General features: G+C 40.6%; 13 protein-coding genes. 3 read left to right on the forward strand and 10 right to left on the reverse strand.

Going from position 1 to position 16,354, the window contains the following annotated elements:
* Nucleotides 1-71 precede the first annotated feature (71 nt).
* From CWC16_RS04500 to CWC16_RS04520, 5 genes are all read right to left on the reverse strand, one after another.
* On the reverse strand, nucleotides 72-1,373 hold the full coding sequence (locus CWC16_RS04500) for an MFS transporter (protein ID WP_138540670.1): 1,302 nt from the start codon (nucleotides 1,371-1,373) through the stop codon (nucleotides 72-74).
* Nucleotides 1,374-1,377: 4 nt separating this feature from the next.
* Nucleotides 1,378-3,318 (reverse strand): putative bifunctional diguanylate cyclase/phosphodiesterase, encoded by a 1,941-nt coding sequence (locus tag CWC16_RS04505; protein WP_138540671.1) that lies wholly within the window; start codon nucleotides 3,316-3,318, stop codon nucleotides 1,378-1,380.
* Nucleotides 3,319-3,451: 133 nt separating this feature from the next.
* Nucleotides 3,452-4,291 carry a glutathione-dependent disulfide-bond oxidoreductase gene (yghU, locus tag CWC16_RS04510; protein ID WP_138540672.1) on the reverse strand — a complete coding sequence of 280 codons (840 nt, stop codon included), beginning with the start codon at nucleotides 4,289-4,291 and terminating at the stop codon, nucleotides 3,452-3,454.
* Between the two features lie 89 nt (nucleotides 4,292-4,380).
* Nucleotides 4,381-4,962 (reverse strand): rhomboid family intramembrane serine protease, encoded by a 582-nt coding sequence (locus tag CWC16_RS04515; RefSeq protein ID WP_138540673.1) that lies wholly within the window; start codon nucleotides 4,960-4,962, stop codon nucleotides 4,381-4,383.
* Nucleotides 4,963-5,065: 103 nt separating this feature from the next.
* Entirely contained in the window at nucleotides 5,066-5,749 is a 684-nt protein-coding gene (locus CWC16_RS04520) for a type 1 glutamine amidotransferase domain-containing protein (RefSeq protein ID WP_138540674.1), read from the reverse strand.
* A gap of 163 nt (nucleotides 5,750-5,912) precedes the next feature.
* On the opposite strand from CWC16_RS04520, the gene CWC16_RS04525 reads away from it, so the two are divergent.
* Entirely contained in the window at nucleotides 5,913-6,836 is a 924-nt protein-coding gene (locus CWC16_RS04525; RefSeq protein WP_138540695.1) for a LysR family transcriptional regulator, read from the forward strand.
* A gap of 11 nt (nucleotides 6,837-6,847) precedes the next feature.
* On the opposite strand, the gene CWC16_RS04530 is transcribed toward CWC16_RS04525, so the two are convergent.
* The 5 genes from CWC16_RS04530 to CWC16_RS04550 all read right to left on the reverse strand — a co-directional run bounded on the left by CWC16_RS04530 (nucleotide 6,848) and on the right by CWC16_RS04550 (nucleotide 12,567).
* The gene (locus tag CWC16_RS04530; protein WP_138540675.1) at nucleotides 6,848-7,582 is read right to left on the reverse strand and encodes a dienelactone hydrolase family protein; all 735 of its coding nucleotides are present in this window, start codon (nucleotides 7,580-7,582) and stop codon (nucleotides 6,848-6,850) included.
* A gap of 77 nt (nucleotides 7,583-7,659) precedes the next feature.
* Nucleotides 7,660-8,991 (reverse strand): glycerophosphodiester phosphodiesterase family protein, encoded by a 1,332-nt coding sequence (locus CWC16_RS04535; RefSeq protein WP_138540676.1) that lies wholly within the window; start codon nucleotides 8,989-8,991, stop codon nucleotides 7,660-7,662.
* 55 nt (nucleotides 8,992-9,046) lie between these two features.
* Nucleotides 9,047-9,910, reverse strand: a complete 864-nt coding sequence (locus CWC16_RS04540; protein ID WP_138540677.1) for a carboxylate/amino acid/amine transporter — start codon at nucleotides 9,908-9,910, stop codon at nucleotides 9,047-9,049.
* A gap of 103 nt (nucleotides 9,911-10,013) precedes the next feature.
* Complete coding sequence (locus CWC16_RS04545) at nucleotides 10,014-12,149, reverse strand: M3 family metallopeptidase (RefSeq protein WP_138540678.1); 2,136 nt, start codon at nucleotides 12,147-12,149, stop codon at nucleotides 10,014-10,016.
* Between the two features lie 211 nt (nucleotides 12,150-12,360).
* Nucleotides 12,361-12,567 carry a hypothetical protein gene (locus CWC16_RS04550; RefSeq protein ID WP_004587392.1) on the reverse strand — a complete coding sequence of 69 codons (207 nt, stop codon included), beginning with the start codon at nucleotides 12,565-12,567 and terminating at the stop codon, nucleotides 12,361-12,363.
* Nucleotides 12,568-12,779: 212 nt separating this feature from the next.
* Here CWC16_RS04550 and CWC16_RS04555 point away from each other — a divergent pair, with 212 nt between their 5' ends.
* The gene (locus CWC16_RS04555; RefSeq protein WP_138540679.1) at nucleotides 12,780-13,643 is read left to right on the forward strand and encodes a mechanosensitive ion channel family protein; all 864 of its coding nucleotides are present in this window, start codon (nucleotides 12,780-12,782) and stop codon (nucleotides 13,641-13,643) included.
* A gap of 409 nt (nucleotides 13,644-14,052) precedes the next feature.
* Nucleotides 14,053-16,317 (forward strand): TonB-dependent receptor, encoded by a 2,265-nt coding sequence (locus tag CWC16_RS04560; RefSeq protein ID WP_138540680.1) that lies wholly within the window; start codon nucleotides 14,053-14,055, stop codon nucleotides 16,315-16,317.
* The last annotated feature ends 37 nt before the right edge of the window (nucleotides 16,318-16,354 follow it).

Genomic DNA, 16,354 nt, shown 5'->3' on the forward strand with positions numbered 1-16,354 from the left:
GGCAATTATTTTGTTGGGCTTTTTTATTATACCCATTCGCTTAATTGATTACGTATTAGTGCGGATTGGGTTTACTCTGCTTGAGGCAAAAAAATCGCGCTAATAGCACCCAATAAACCGAGCAGGCTATACAACAAAATAAGCTGTGCGGTTGATAAAAATGCATCTAAAAGCCCTATACTGCCTAACATTAGAAGCAAAATACCAATTACAGTATTGCTAACCGACACGTAATCGGTGCGTTTATTGCCTTGTGCCATATCCACTAAATAGGTTTTACGCCCCAGCCGCACCCCTTGATGAGCAATACAAAGCAAAAAATAAAAACCAGGTATTACCCAAGCATATTCAAACAGTTGGCTATACCATGAGGCTATTACAAACACGCTTACGCCATTTATGGTGACAAGTAACGCACTGATCACAAGCACCTTTTGGCTAGAAAAATCGCTTAGTCTTCCCCATATTGGCCCAGAAATTAAACTTGCTAAGCCAGACACGGCTAAAAATATTGCCAACAATGAAAATTCAAACTGCTGAGAGCTTGCTAAAATAATATAAAAAGGCGCGCTCAGGGCTGAGCAAAGTAAAAAGGCGCGGGTAATGACAAAGCGTGCAAATTGTTTATCTTGATAAAGCAGCTTTAATTTACCTAGCGCATTTAAAAAGCCATTTTTACCGCCTTGTGTCGCGCCTTTGTATTCGTTTATGCGGCTATAAAAAAGTGCAGCAGCAACCCACAAAACGGCGCCTAAACACAGCGCAATTAATACCGTATTTTGCTCTTTTTGCCCCGAAAAAAACCACATCATTAAACCAAAGGTGAGTGTTGCAAAGCCGGCAATACTTGCTGCCAGGCCACTAATATTACCCCGCTTTTTTTTGGGAATAACTTTACCTAATACATCTTTAGCGGCAATAGAATTAAACCCTCGCGCGAGACTAAAGAGCACCAGCAGAGCTAAAATTGCATAGCCAGCTTGAGCGCCTTCTAGCACAAATGAAACACCCACCATAGCGCCAATACATAAAGCTTGAGCAAATGCACCGCAAACCCATACCCACTTTCTCACAGGGAGTTGGCGGATAATATTGGCTATCGCTAATTGGGGTAATAAAGAGCCCGATTCTCTAATAGGCACAAGCCAGGCTATAAATGCGCTTGGTACGTTTAAGCTTTGCATTAACCAAGGTAGGGTTACTTTAGGATTGAGGAGGGCATCGGCAAATTTACTAAAAAGCTGGCTTGCTAATAAAAGAATAAAGTTACCAGCCACTTCTTTGCAGTCTTTATCGTTTATGTCTTTACAGGCACGTGCGTCTTCATCGTTATTAAGGCGTTTATAGACTTGCTCTTTAGTGAGTTTTTTCATATTGCTAGCTACACAATTTGTTTTGCTCGTTGAGGTATGATTCTACAAAGTGTTGTTCCATAGGTTTAGAAAAATAATAACCTTGCAGGTGAGACACGCCAATTTCTTTTAGCACATTGGCTTGCTCTAGGGTTTCGACGCCTTCGGCAACTACTATAAAATCAAGTGTTGAGGCCATTTGCACAATTGCATGAATAATACTTAAGCCTCGCTTATCCATATTTTGAATGAAACTTTTATCTATTTTTACTATATCTACACCAATATCTAACATGCTCGATAAGGATGAATACCCCGTACCAAAGTCATCTATAGAAATACAAAACCCTTGTTTTTGCAGCTCTTTTACTGCGGCTAAAAAGGTGAGCTTATCCTCTGCAAACACAGATTCAGTGATTTCAAGGTGCAGGTTTTCGGGCTTTACATGGTATTGATTCACTATATTTACAACCTTAGTGACAAAATCAGGGTCTTGAAGTTGTATTACAGATACATTAACGCTCACAGCAATAGGGGGTTGTACGTTTTTAAACGTGCAAGCTTGCGCACACGCTTGTTCAATCACCCATAAGCCAAGTTCGGTTATGAGGTTGTATTGCTCGGCAATGGCAATAAACTCATCGGGAAATATCGCTTCGCCATTTAACTGCCACCTTAAAAGCGATTCAAACGAGGTTACCTTTGTTGTTTTACTATCAACTATAGGCTGAAACACTAATCGCAAGCCGTTATTTTTTATTGCCATTGCTAATTGTTGGCTGAGTAACTGTTCGCGCTCTTGCTGACGCTTTAAGTCGTTGTTGTAAATATTAACGCAGCCTTTTGCAGTTCGCTTTTGATGGTACATGGCTAAATCTGCTGAGCGGATTAATGCGCCCATATCAGCCTCATGTTCAGGAAATAAAGCGATGCCAATAGTGGCTGATACCCAACTTTGATATTTATATCGTTCATGCTCGGCACTAATGCTTTTAATCACCTTTTTGGCAAAATTAAATAAATCTTGTTGATCTTCGTAGGTTGTTAAAATTAAAAATTCATCTCCGCCCCAGCGGCATTTGTATAAGTGGCGGGTGCAAACGTTAGTGAGCCGCTCGGCTATTTCTTTAAGTACTTGGTCGCCAACTTTATGACCCATAGAGTCATTAATTTGCTTAAAGCCATCTAGGTCTACAAAAAGTAAAGCGAGTTTTTCCTCGGGGTGATCTGCCAGTTGTTTATTTGCCACTTTTAAAAAAGCGGTGCGGTTTAATAAATTTGTTAGTGGGTCAGTATTAGATAAGCGGTAAATTTCTTCAGTGCGTTTTTCTACTTTGCTTTCCATCTCGTTAAGTAGTTTGCGGTTTTGATTTCGTAATTTTATTGCTGTTTGGGTAAAAGTGGCAGATTTATAGGAAGAGGCAACCATAATGGCTGAAAAAGTAATGCCTAAGAACCCAAGTATATACTGGTAATAGTTATCAGATAAGCTAAGCACTAAAGAGTAAGGCATTAATAAAATAATGCTGTAGCACACTGAGGTAAAACGACTGCCAGAGAGCAAATTGGCAGAGCCTCCAGCAAAGGCAGACAAAATAGCTATTGTGGTGGTAATTTCAACGATGGATGAGCTTTTATGAAACCACAGTGCGTAACATGACCATGAAATAGCAGTTGCAATGCAGCCCACTGAAAAGCGTTTTAAAAAGTTATTTGCATTAAATTGGTGGTTAACGCCTTTAGTGTAGTTGAAGTAAATAACATCAATTAGCCTAATTGCTAAAATGACCAGCATGAAAAAAAGCCAAATTATTTTTTCTTGTTTGGTTGTCTTATTTGTTAAGTCAAAAGCAAATACAAGCACAAAGCTTACCAATGCAGAAACGCCAATGCCAGATAAAGCATTAGAATATAAAAGTTTTACGGCTTCTATGCGTTCATTACTATTTAGGTTTTTATATTGCACTCATCAAAGCCTTATTAAAGTAATGCGGGTTACATTTATAAAAATACAATAATAAATATAGTTTAATGATAGAAAAATGCAGACTTTAAATAAAAAAATGCCCATAACACAATGTCTTGTTATGGGCTTTAAGTTAAAAATCGTTAGCGCTATGACGTTCGCTGAGTTGCTCTTCTTCTGGGCCCCAAGTACGATTAACCCGTTGACCACGTTTAACAGCGGGGCGCTTCGCTATTTGTTCTGCCCAGCGCATTACATGAGTGTAAGAGGCTACATCTAAAAATTCGGCAGCGTCGTATAGTTTTCCAAGCACCAATGAGCCATACCAAGGCCAAATAGCAATGTCGGCAATAGAGTATTCACTACCCGCCATGTATTCGTTTTCACTCAAGTGACGATTTAATACATCGAGTTGTCGCTTAGTTTCCATAGTAAAGCGGTCTATTGGATATTTCATTTTTGTTGGTGCGTAGCTATAAAAATGGCCAAATCCACCCCCTAAATAAGGTGCAGATCCCATTTGCCAAAACAGCCAATTACGGCATTCTGTCTTGGCTTTAAAATCTTTTGGTATTAGTACATCAAATTTTTCTGCCAAGTATTGTAAAATTGAACCCGACTCAAAAATGCGTGTTGGTGGCGTGGTTGAGTGATCCATGAGCGCGGGAATTTTAGAGTTTGGATTAATATCAACAAAGTCCGAGCCAAATTGGTCGCCTTCGCCAATGTCAATTAAGTAGGCATCGTAGTCGGCGTCGGTTAGGCCAAGCTCTAATAACTCTTCAAACATAATGGTCGCTTTTTGGCCATTAGGCGTGGCTAAGGAATAAAGTTGAAATGGATGTTCGCCAATGGTCAAGTTTTTATCATGTGTGGGGCCTGCAATAGGGCGGTTGATGTTAGCAAATTTACCACCACTTTCACTGTCCCACGTCCACACTCTAGGCGCAGTGTATTCGTTTTCATTACTCATAAATAACCTCAATTTAAAATGTATTAATTTCTATACTGACAAATAAAAAGCTGGGGGTGTAAATAATTATTTAAAGACAATGCAAAAAATTATCGTGCTTTTAATTTATCTGACTTGGCAAGTTTATACCCTAAAAAGAACCCACTTAACGCACCAAATAGATGACTTTCAAATGAGACATGAAAGCGCTGTGGCAAAACGCCCCAAATAAATCCGCTGTAAAGCACCGCAACTACTACGGCAATAACAATCGATTTGAATGAGCGCCTAACCACTCCATAGCACAGTATAAACCCCCACAAACCATAAATAACACCGCTTAAGCCTACATGAAAACTGCTACGACCAAAGGCCCACACTAATAGCCCGCCCATTAATGCAGTAAAAATGAACACAGTATAAAAGCGTTTTACACTGTATTGGCAAATAAGCCAGCTAAGTACAGTAAAAGGCAGCATGTTGCTAGCAAAGTGCCACCAGCTTCCGTGCAAAAATGGAGCGCATAAAATGCCAATTAACCCTTGTACACTTCGCGGATAAATTCCTAAACCATTAAGGGTAATGCCTGGTAAGCTATTGATAATTTGCAGTACTAAGCACAAAAAAACAACGCTAAATATTGCAAATCGAGTACTGGTTATAACTGAAGAAGATGATGAGTTAGTTGGCATATAAACGCCTTTGTAGGATTATTTTGTACCAGTATAGGAGTATGTTTTCGCTATTAAAAGCAATTTAAAAAGCGCGGCGATATACACCGCGCTTAATGGTTGTTTAACCAAGTTTGGTTAATAGCTTTTTCGCCGCAAGCTCTGAACTTGCGGGGTTTTGGCCTGTAATCACTAAACCATCTTTTACAGCTAATACGCCCCAGTCGTCGGTTTTTTGATAATCACCGCCTTTTTTAATAAGTTCATCTTCAACTAAAAATGGCACCACATCTGTTAATTGCACGGCGGCTTCTTCTGAGTTGCTAAAGCCTGTCACTTTTTTACTGGCTACAAGCGTATTACCTTGCTCGTCTTTAACATTTAAAAAAGCAGCACTAGCGTGACAAACAGCCGCCACAGGTTTTTGTTCTTTTACAAACTTTTCGATAAGTGAGATTGAATCGCTGTTATCTACTAAATCCCATAGTGGGCCGTGGCCGCCTGGGTAAAATACAGCGTCAAAGTCGCTGGCGTTTACTTCGCTTAATTTTTTTGTGTTTGCCATAAGTGTTTGTGCTGCGCTGTCATTGTCATAGCGCTTTGTTGCAGCAGTTTCAAAATCAGAAAGTGTACTCGTTGGGTCAATCGGTGGTTGGCCACCTGCAGGGGAAGCAAGTGTTACCTCTGCACCGGCATCTACAAACGCGTAGTAGGGGGCTGCGAATTCTTCTACCCAAAAACCTGTTTTTTCGCCTGTGTTACCAAGCTCTGAATGGGAGGTAAGTACCATAAGTATTTTTTTAGCCATAACAATATTCCTTCGATTAGTGAGTAAATTAAAGCTTGGTGTTAACCAAGGTGTTGTAATAACTATATGCACTCACAAGGATTTAAACAACGATGATAAAGTTAACTTTATTGGTTTAATTATTGATACAATGATTGAGTTAATAACCAAAGGTGGGTGTGTGATGAAAGTGTCGTTTGAGCAACTTAAAAGCATGGTGGTATTTGCGCAAATTGTCGAGCAGGGCAGTTTAACCGCGGCTGCAAAGCAATTAGGGTTAACGCGAGCGGTGGTAAGTTATCACCTTAAAAAACTAGAAACGCAATTAGAAGTAACATTGCTTAACCGCTCTACCCGCACAATGGCTTTAACCGAGGCAGGTATTGCGTACTATGAGCGCTGTAGAGTGATCACCGAGCAAGCAAACGCGGCTAATCAGCAAATAGAAAACATTAAAAGTGAGCCACAAGGAATATTAAAAATAAGTTGCCCTGTTAATGTTGGCATGCAATTAATTGTGCCCGCAATTAATACGTTTAAACGTCAATACCCTAAAATTGAAATAGACTTACAGCTCACCGATGATGTGGTTGATATAATAAAAAATGGCTTTGATATAGCTATCCGTGGCGTCGCTTTAAGAGACTCTAATTTACAGGCTACTAAATTAACAACCATGAGTACCTGTATTTGTGGTTCTGCAACGTACTTTGAGCACTTTGGCAAACCGCACACGCCAGCTGAATTAGCCTCACATAAATGGGTGGTGTACCAACTTAGCAGTAAAACATTAACTCTTACCAAAGAGGGCAAAAAATACGATGTAATACTACAAGGTGGCATAAGTACCAACAATGCCGCCGCGCGTACCGCGTTTGTGGAAGCTGGGCATGGGCTTGGTCGTATTCCTTTGTATGACGCGTGGCCTAAAGTACAAGCTGGGCTGCTAGAAATAATACTTGATGACTATAAAACAAAAGATATAGAGCTTTATGGTGTGTTTCCGCCTGGGGCCGCTGGCTCTAAAAAGCTTAGGTTATTTATTGATTACTTAAAAGCGTATTTTGTAAAACAGCACACCGCGTTGGGCATGCTGAAAAACGTTTAAAAAGCCTTGTGTTAAAGCGTGCGGCTAAATAATGCAACAGCTTGCTGATACATAGTGATTGCAAGCGCTGCATCGTAGCGCTCGCCCTCATCACGCATAAATGCATGCTGTGCGTTTACTTCTTGCCATTGATAGTTAATACCCGTAGCGACACATTGCTGGTAAATTTTACTTCGGCCTTGCTGCGGTACATGTGGGTCTTGTTTACCCCAAATAAAGTGTACTTCGCCTTGAATATCAGCCATGCGTTCAAACGAATTGTTACCTGCATTAGCGGGTAAGGTATCACTATGAATATCGGTGGCGTATAAACAAAATGCCGCTTTTACATGTGGATTTAATGCGGCTCTGTAAGCTAAATGCCCACCGATGCACACACCCATAGCACCTACGGTACCAGTGCAGTAATCTTGGTTTTGTATAAAGTCGATGAGTGCCTGGGTATCACTGTCGTGTTGCTCAAGTGGCTTTTGCCATTTATCGGCATTCCCTTTATCTTTACCTGCCTCATCGTAGGCAAGTACAGTACCAATCGGGTTTAGCTCATGAAATACCTCAGGCACTAACACAACAAAACCATGGCTTGCTAAAATTGCGGCGCTGCGCGCAATCGGGGCTGTTTGCTGAAAAATTTCAGAGTAAAAAATAATACTTGGGTATTGGCCAGGAGCTTGAGGACGGTAAACGGTAGTTCGCATCAAGCCTGTTGGGGTGGGTAGGTCGGTATTATGGTGTTGGATTATCATAAAAGCGCTCAGTTAAATAATTAATAAGGTTATGGTAACTGAGCGCAAAAAAATAAACGACCGCTGAAATGTGTTTTTTAAATACTTGCAGGCATTTTATTGCAACTTGCGTAGTAGCTTACGGTCGCAGGCCAATCCGAAAATATTCCTATAACGCCTACATCCCGCGCGAGTACATCAACGACCTTCATCATGTCGCCATCGTTATCAATAACATCAGCGATCGATTGATAGTAATAGCCACCGCCCTCGTTAAGAGGCCCCGAGCGCTCAAGGCTCCATGCAATTAGTTCAAGCTCCGCTGCTTTTGCATCAATAGCGTATTGTGAGGGGACTATATTACTTTCGTTATCGATGGTAAGCATCATCCAAATAGGAGGCGCTAAGATTTTAACACCATCGGCTACCAGCGCTTCCATACTTGGTTGCCACGTATCAGGGTTACTTGGGTCAAAGCCCGCTTCGCTGTCGCGGCCATCTAAATATACGCTTTGATTTGCAAAGTCAGGATTGTTATTTATCCAATACTTTACATCATCAAGATTAAACGATTGCGGGTACACATCACTGCTTGGTACGTCTAACAGCGTGTACTCATCAAGCATTTTTTGTGCGTATTGCTGTTGTGTCATCCCCTCAAAAGGCATGCTAACTTGCGGCGACTTTAGCTCTGGGGTCATTTTTACCCCAAGGCTTTTAAATAACTCAATACTTTGCTTATGCGTTAATAACGTGCCACTAGTAGCGTATAGGTCTGTACGCCAGCTAGGCGTACCTTTGATGTATTCATCAACGGTGGTGGCTTGGGTATTGGCGCCATCCATTTTACCTTCAAGCGTTAAAAATTCGCTTAAGGTTATATCGCTTGTGCAGCATTTAGCGGTGGCAGGCGTGCCACTTGCCGCGTTAGCTGGAGTAAAAGGCACACTGCATTTAGCGGCAAGTTCATCAATGGCTAATATATTGGTGGTGGTGTGCAAATCGCACTGAGAGTGGCGACACACTAACTCTTTGTCGCTTGTAAAAGTAACATCGCATTCTACAATACCTGCTCCCATTCGCGCCGCAGCTATATAAGACTCTTTCGTATGCTCAGGGTATTGCATAGGCGCACCACGATGCCCAATAGAAAAATCTGTACGATAAAATGGCCCATCCTTACACGACTCTAATTTTGTTTTTAAATCGCTCTGAGTCATATCGTTAATTAGGTAATCAGCACGAGTACCTAATTGAATATCTGGCGCATCGCCTTTTGCCACTTCAACAATCACTGGCGTAGGTACTTCAACAACTTCAACAGTGGTATTGGTAACCACTACCTCTTTTTCTACCACTTCGACATTGTCATCGCAGCCGCTAAGTAGTGCCAGCATTACAGAGCTTGTTATTAGGGTAAGGTGTTTCATGTTTAATCCTTCATATTATTTTCCTTAACCCTAATCGTATTTAATGACAAATTAACTACAAGGGTGTGACGTTCTGTTTATTTGTTCCTACTTTATTGACTGCCAGTGCTGCTAACATAATTACCCCACCGATACTTAAGCGCATAATATCTGCATCTTTATTCCATATAAGCACGTTAACAATAATACCGGCAGGAATAAGTACGTTGTTCATAACGGCTAACACGCCTACATTTACTTTGGTTGCGCCTTTATTCCATAAAAAGTAACCAAGGCCCGAGGCAACAATACCTAAATATATTAAAATACCCCACTGGGTAGGTGTACTCGGTAACTTGCTTGTATCGCCAAATAATACGTAGCAAGCGCTTGCCACCACCAAGGCGCCAATAAAAAACCAGCCAAATACGGTTTTGTCATCTAGCTGATTAGTGGCCATTAAACGTTTATAAGTTACTTGTCCTGTTGCAAAACTAATATTGGCACCCTGAACCAGTAATAAACCTAACATATAGTGATTATTGAGGTTTTCCCAGCGGATAGCCACCGCGCCCAACACAGCGATAAGCGCCACTACAAAAAAGCGCGGGTTAAAATGTTTGTTAAGCGCATCGTTTAAAAGCGTTATATAAAGCGGCGTCATAACAGTAAAAAGCAACACTTCGGGCACGCTTAAAAATAAAAAGGAATGATAGTAAAAGCTGTACATAACACCCAGCTGCACAGCGCCTATCAGCATAAGCTTTAGTGCGAGTGGTTTTGAGGTAAGTTTAGGTTTTAAAAAGGGTAAAAAAACCAATGTGGCTAATGCAACGCGTATTAATACGCTAAACCATGCGTCTACTTGGCCTGCTAGGTACACACCAATTAAACTAAATGAAAAAGCCCACAGTAAGGTAACAGCAAATAAATAGCCCATAATTGTCGTTTTTTATAATTTATAATGTGGCTAGTTTATCTGTTATAAACAATAAAAGCCCGCAAGCGGGCTTTTATAAAGCAAAAATTAATAAACGAGGTTATTAATCAACTAAACCACGACGCTTAAGAAGTGCATCTGTTGTTGGTTTTTGGCCTCTAAACTCAATGTAGCTTTGCATTAAGTCGCGGCTGTTACCTTTAGATAGGATTTCTTCACGGAACTTGTCACCGTTTTCGCGGGTTAGGCCACCGTTATTTTCCATATGTGCAAAGGCATCTGCAGCAAATACTTCTGTCCATAGGTAGGCGTAGTAACCTGCTGAGTAACCACCGGCAAACGTATGGCTAAAGTAGTTTGATTTATAACGCGGTGGCACTGGGTAGTAATCAATACCGTGTGCTTTTAGCGCATCGCTTTCAAACTTTTGAACATCACTGATTTTTTTATCAGAACCAAATGAGTGCCATTCCATATCAAGTAAAGCAGCTGCTAAGTATTCAGTGGTACCAAAGCCTTGGTTGAATTTTTGCGATGCTAGTACTTTATCAAGTAATGCTTGTGGAATTGGCTCACCCGTTTTGTAATGCTTAGCGTAGTTAGCAAGTACCGTAGGTTCAATCATCCAGTCTTCGTGTGCTTGTGATGGAAACTCAACAAAGTCACGTGCTGTAGCAGTACCTGCTAGGCTTGGGTATTTAACATTTGAGAATAAACCGTGCGCAGCATGACCAAATTCATGGAACATAGTCGATACTTCGTCGAAGGTCATTAACGTAGGCTCGCCCTCAGCTGGTTTTGGAATGTTTTGTGCGTTATAAATAACCGGTTTAGTGCCTTTTAAGCCGCTTTGGCTTACGTATGCACTCATCCATGCACCGCCACGCTTACCTTCACGTGCGTATGGGTCCATGTAAAATAAACCAATAGCGCTGCCATCGGCGTTAAATACTTCGTATGCAGTTACATCTTCATGGTAAACAGGTAGGTCTTTACGCTCTTTAAAAGTGATTCCGTACAACTTGTTCATTGCGAAGAATAAACCATCATGGATCACAGAGTTCATTTCAAAGTATGGCTTAACTAGCGCAGGATCTAGGTCGTACTTTTCGGCACGTACTTTTTCTGCGTAAAACGCCCAGTCCCATGGCTTAAGCTCAAAGCTCTCGCCTGAATCGTTAATTACTTTTTGGATAGCGGCCGCTTCTGCTTTGGCTTTTTCAACTGCTTTTGGTGCTAGGTCATCTAAAATGCCGTACACGTTATCGGTTGTTTGTGCCATGCGCGATGTCATTACATACGATGCCCAATTTTTAAAGCCTAACAGCTCTGCTTTTTGTGCACGCAGGTTTGTTTCTTCAATGATGATAGGACCGTTAGTTTTAGCAGCACGGTTTGTAGAGGCTTTAAAAATTTGCTCGCGTAGCTCACGGTTTTCAAGGCTTGATAAAATTGGCTGCTGAGTAGTATTAACCAAGGTTATCATGTAGCCCTCTTTACCTGCTTTTTTAGCAGCGGCTGCAAGGCCTGCAATTTCACCTTCAGATAGGCCGGCAAGTTTAGATTTGTCAGTAACTACAATTACGTCTTCTTTAAACGATTTTAAAATGTTTTGAGAGAACGCAGTAGATAGCTCTGCAAGCTGAGCGTTTATTTCACGCATTTTAGCTTTTTCAGCATCGCTTAACTTAGCACCGGCTTTTACAAACTGCTTGTAGTAGTAATCAACTAAGCGTTGATCTTCAGCGTTAAGTGCATCTTTATTGTCGTAAATAGTTTGTACACGCTTAAATAACGCACCATTTAGGTAAATGTCATCAGAGTGAGCAGATAATACCGGCGCCATTTTTTTACTTATACGTTGGTATTCGTCATCTGAAATTAAACCCGATAGATTATAAAAAGCAGCAGATACGCGGTTTAACAACTCGCCAGACTTTTCCATCTCTACAAGTGTATTTTCAAATGTTGCTGGTTCTGGGTTGTTTGCAATTGCTTGAACTTGTGCAGTGTGCTGAGCAATACCTGCATCAAAGCCTGCTTCGTAGTCTTTTGTGCCAAACTTATCAAACTCCGGCGCCATGTATTGTAATGGGCTTGGTTTGAATAATACATTGTTTGCGTTCATATCTTGCACTTGTGCTGCGCTCTCTTTAGCTGTGTTCTGAGTTTCGTTAGATGAACAAGCAGATAGGATTAGGGCACTAGCAATAGTAGTGGCGATCAGTGTTTTACGCATAATAACTCCATAAAAAGATGAGCCGAAATAGGCTTTTCGAGTCGAAAACCCAGTTAACTTATCAAATTTTGGCGTTTATACAATAAAGTTTATCGGTATTAAGCGGGATTTAAACGCAAATTAGCTACTAAAAATGCGTTTTGGAGGTAAAAGTAGCCTTAAAAATAAGCGTAAAGCTACTTAAATATTGTATTGTGTGTGTTTTAAAAGGTTAGTTATAGCCAAGCACAAAGCGTTTTTCAGATCCAAAGCTATTTGATTGCTGGCCAAATTCTTTATTAATAGTCGCCAGTGTTTGTTCTTGTTCAGCAAGAAGACACAAGATTTTATTGCGATAATCTAGGCTGCTTTCAAACAAATTTAAGTCTACCTGCGGCTGCAAAGTGGCGAGTCTTTGATTTAAAGTAAGTTGTGACATATGTAATCTCCAGTGCGTGTACACTATTTATATAGCACTCGGTGCAATAAAGAGTTAATAAATTGTTTAAACAAAAACGTTAAACCTATTAACTTAGCGACTTAACCCTATTATGCCGTGCTAAGCTTAGCGAAGACTGAACCACACTAAATTTTTATTGAACAAACAACAAACAACAAACAACAAACAACAAATAAGACTTTGGAAAATACATGACGCTCGAACACATTCAACATTATCTTAGCTTTGTCATTTTTACCTATAACGACGTACACATCACCGTAGCTAAGGTTATACAGGTCCCTTTAATTTTATTTGCTATGTGGTTTGTAGTAACGCGGATTGGCAAACTTATTAAAAAAACACTGCTGGCTAAAAAAATAAGCCAAGATGCGGTCCATCTGTTTACGCGCATTTACTTTATTTTGAGTATTGCGATACTTATTTTCACCTCGTTAGAGGTCTTAAATATTCCACTTACTGCCTTTGCTTTTGTATCAGGAGCCATAGCCATAGGGGTAGGTTTTGGCGCGCAAAATATTATTAATAACTTTATCAGCGGTTGGATATTAATGTGGGAGCGCCCAATCCGCATTGGGGATTTTTTAGAGGTGGGTAACGCAAAAGGCGTTGTTGAAACTATTAATACACGCTCTACCCGTATCCGCCGAAACGATGGTGTACATATGCTGATACCTAATTCCCAGCTTTTAGAAAACACCGTGACGAACTGGACGCTAATAGATGGTAATGCACGTTCGTCGGTAAGCGTGGGCGTAGCCTATGGTTCAGATGTTGTGCTTGTTAAAAAGTTAATTCAACAAGTGCTTGATGAGCATGATGCTATATTAGCAAATCCAACAGCTTCTGTTTTATTTGATGACTTTGCTGATAGCTCTCTTGTATTCAATGCGATTTTTTGGGTGTGCGCCGAGTCGGAAACCATGCTTAGGAAAGTACGCAGTGATATTCGCTTTAGTATTTATGCCGTTTTTGAAAAACACGATGTGGTGATTGCATTCCCACAGCGCGATATTCACATTGATGGAGAAATAGCGCTAAAGCGTACTCAATAAATTTAGCTTTTAAAATTTAGTAGCATTGGTAGGTTTTAATTGCGTGTTTCTGTATTGGGTTTATTTGTCAGGTTACATATTTTCGCTACTTTAAAGTGGGTTTTGATGGTAAGGACATATGTCCGTATTGTTAGCCTTTTGCATCTAAAAAAGGGTAAAAAAGCAAGGAAATGTGGTTAAATGTTGCAAAAAAGTTTACTTTTTTGTACATATTTATGCAGTAAATTTGTAATACAATGGTATAATCTTCATCGTTCGTTCAGCCTCATTACTCCGTTTTTGTACTCTCGGTGATGAGGTCCGCGCGCCATAAAGCTAGACGCGAAAAATTGTACGAGCCCGCAATGAATACATTGCGCAACACAAAAAACCGTTGAACAAGAGTGCATACAAAAGGTTTATACCCGACATGAAAGCAATCAAAAAAACTGCAATAGCGACCATAATCAATGCTGCTTTATTATCTGCAGCTGGTACCTCTGTTTCTACTCTTGCTGCTGAAGAAGAAACTGCAAAAAAAAATAACCAATTAGAAGTTATTCAAGTTACTGCTCGTAAACGTGTAGAAAATGCACAAGAAGTGCCTGTTGCTGTATCTGCATTACAAGGTGATAACCTTGATGCTTATAGTTCTGCTGGTATGGATATTCGCTTTATGAGTGCGAAAATCCCAAGCCTTTCAATCGAATCATCGTTTGGACGTTCTTTCCCTCGTTTTTATGTTCGTGGTCTGGGTAATACCGATTTCGATCTTAATGCTTCACAACCTGTTTCATTAGTTGTTGATGAAGTAGTTCAAGAAAATGCTATTTTAAAAGGCTTTCCTGTATTTGATGTTGAGCGTGTAGAAGTACTACGTGGCCCGCAAGGTACACTGTTTGGCCGTAATACGCCGGCTGGCCTAGTTAAATTTGATACTGTTAAACCAAGCCAAGAATTTGAAGGTTACGGTGCTGTTTCTTACGGTAGCCGTGGCGCTGTAGACACTGAGGGCGCTGTAGGTGGTGCACTAACAGATCGTTTATCTGCACGTGTTTCATTACTATGGCAAGATAAAGACGATTACATTGATAACCAAGCGCCTGGCTTTGAAGCGAAAGACGAGCAGGGCGGCTACACAGAAAAAGCAGCGCGTATTCAGTTTTTATACGAAGGCGATGATTTTACTGCTTTACTAAACTACCACACGCGTGACTTAGACGGCTCACCTATTGCGTTTCGTGCAAACGTTATTGAAGCTGGCTCAAACGATTTAGTAGACAACTACGAGCATGATGTTGTTTATCAAGATGCTGCTGTACGCAACACCCAGCAAGTTGAATCTGAAGGCGCAAGCTTAAAGCTTGAGTGGGATATTAGCGATGAATACACGCTAACTTCTATTTCAGGTTGGGAAAGTGCAGAAATATACTCACGTGCCGACATTGATGGTGGCTACGGTGCTGAATACATCCCTGATTACATGGGCCCAGGTTTAATTCCATTTTCTTCAGAAAGTGCAGACGGTATTCCTGAGCAAGATCAGTTAACGCAAGAGCTACGCATTGCAAGTAACTTTAGCGGTGACTTAAACTACCAAGTTGGTCTTTTTTACTTTGATGAAGAACTAACAATCGAAAACTTTAGTTACGATACGTTCTCTTCACCTGCTGGCGCTTTAAACGGTTATGTTCAGCAACAACAAGACACAACAGCATGGGCTATTTTCGGTTCTGTAGATTATATCTTCTCAGATAAGTTAAAAGTAACTGCGGGTCTGCGTTACTCAGATGATGAAAAAGATTTTGTTGCAGACCGTACAATTAGCCCAATTGGCGGTGGCGCTTTATACGTAGAACGTAGTGTAAGCGACAGCCACGTAAGCTGGGATTTATCTGCAAACTACAAAGTTAATGACGATGTGAACTGGTACAGCCGTGTAGCAAACACGTTCCGCGCGCCTAGCTTACAAGGTCGTATTTTGTTTGGTGATGACGTAACAACAGCTGAATCAGAAACCGTCACTTCATTCGAAACTGGTATTAAATCAGACGTTCTTGACGGCCAAGGCCGTGTAAATGCAACGGTATTTTACTACACAATGGACGACCAACAGCTTACTGCTGTAGGTGGTGGTGCTAACTTTAACCGCCTAGTTAACGCTGATAAAACAACAGGTTATGGTTTTGAGCTAGATACAGAGTGGGTATTAAGCGATGAGTTTAATGCAACATTTAACTTAAGCCACAACAAAACTGAAATTAAAGATGATGAGCTAGCTGTAGCTACTTGTTTTCAATGTACAGTTAATGACCCTATTAACGATGCAGGTTTAGCCGTACTTGATGGCAATAGCTTACCGCATGCGCCAGAGTGGATCTCTAACTTTACTCTTCGTTATAACAAAGAGCTTGAAGATGGTAACTTCTTTGCGCTAGGTGATATTTCATACCGCAGCGAAATTAACATGTTCCTATACGATTCAGTAGAATTTGAAGGTAAAGCATTAACAGAAGTAGGTTTACGTGCAGGTTACGAGTGGGCTGAAGGTGACTATGAGTACCAAGTGTCTGCTTTTGTTCGTAACTTATTTGATGAACAGCAAGCAATTGGTGCGGTAGACTTCAATAACAATACGGGCATTGTTAATGAAGAGCGCTACATTGGTGCTGAATTTAAAGTTAACTTTTTCTAAAACTAACTTAAATTAGACTAATTTTAAAAGCCTGCCT

The organism is Pseudoalteromonas sp. S3776, assembly GCF_005886915.1.
GTDB lineage: Bacteria > Pseudomonadota > Gammaproteobacteria > Enterobacterales > Alteromonadaceae > Pseudoalteromonas.

What these genes read in the sequence shown, in the direction of transcription:
- CWC16_RS04525 (WP_138540695.1), top strand. Translation starts at nt 5,913, where the DNA reads ATGAAAGTGTCGTTTGAGCAACTTAAAAGCATGGTGGTATTTGCGCAA.
- CWC16_RS04535 (WP_138540676.1), bottom strand. Translation starts at nt 8,991, where the DNA reads ATGAAACACCTTACCCTAATAACAAGCTCTGTAATGCTGGCACTACTT.
- CWC16_RS04560 (WP_138540680.1), top strand. Translation starts at nt 14,053, where the DNA reads ATGAAAGCAATCAAAAAAACTGCAATAGCGACCATAATCAATGCTGCT.
- CWC16_RS04555 (WP_138540679.1), top strand. Translation starts at nt 12,780, where the DNA reads ATGACGCTCGAACACATTCAACATTATCTTAGCTTTGTCATTTTTACC.
- CWC16_RS04520 (WP_138540674.1), bottom strand. Translation starts at nt 5,749, where the DNA reads ATGGCTAAAAAAATACTTATGGTACTTACCTCCCATTCAGAGCTTGGT.
- CWC16_RS04530 (WP_138540675.1), bottom strand. Translation starts at nt 7,582, where the DNA reads ATGATAATCCAACACCATAATACCGACCTACCCACCCCAACAGGCTTG.
- yghU (WP_138540672.1), bottom strand. Translation starts at nt 4,291, where the DNA reads ATGAGTAATGAAAACGAATACACTGCGCCTAGAGTGTGGACGTGGGAC.
- CWC16_RS04545 (WP_138540678.1), bottom strand. Translation starts at nt 12,149, where the DNA reads ATGCGTAAAACACTGATCGCCACTACTATTGCTAGTGCCCTAATCCTA.
- CWC16_RS04515 (WP_138540673.1), bottom strand. Translation starts at nt 4,962, where the DNA reads ATGCCAACTAACTCATCATCTTCTTCAGTTATAACCAGTACTCGATTT.
- CWC16_RS04500 (WP_138540670.1), bottom strand. Translation starts at nt 1,373, where the DNA reads ATGAAAAAACTCACTAAAGAGCAAGTCTATAAACGCCTTAATAACGAT.
- CWC16_RS04550 (WP_004587392.1), bottom strand. Translation starts at nt 12,567, where the DNA reads ATGTCACAACTTACTTTAAATCAAAGACTCGCCACTTTGCAGCCGCAG.
- CWC16_RS04540 (WP_138540677.1), bottom strand. Translation starts at nt 9,910, where the DNA reads ATGGGCTATTTATTTGCTGTTACCTTACTGTGGGCTTTTTCATTTAGT.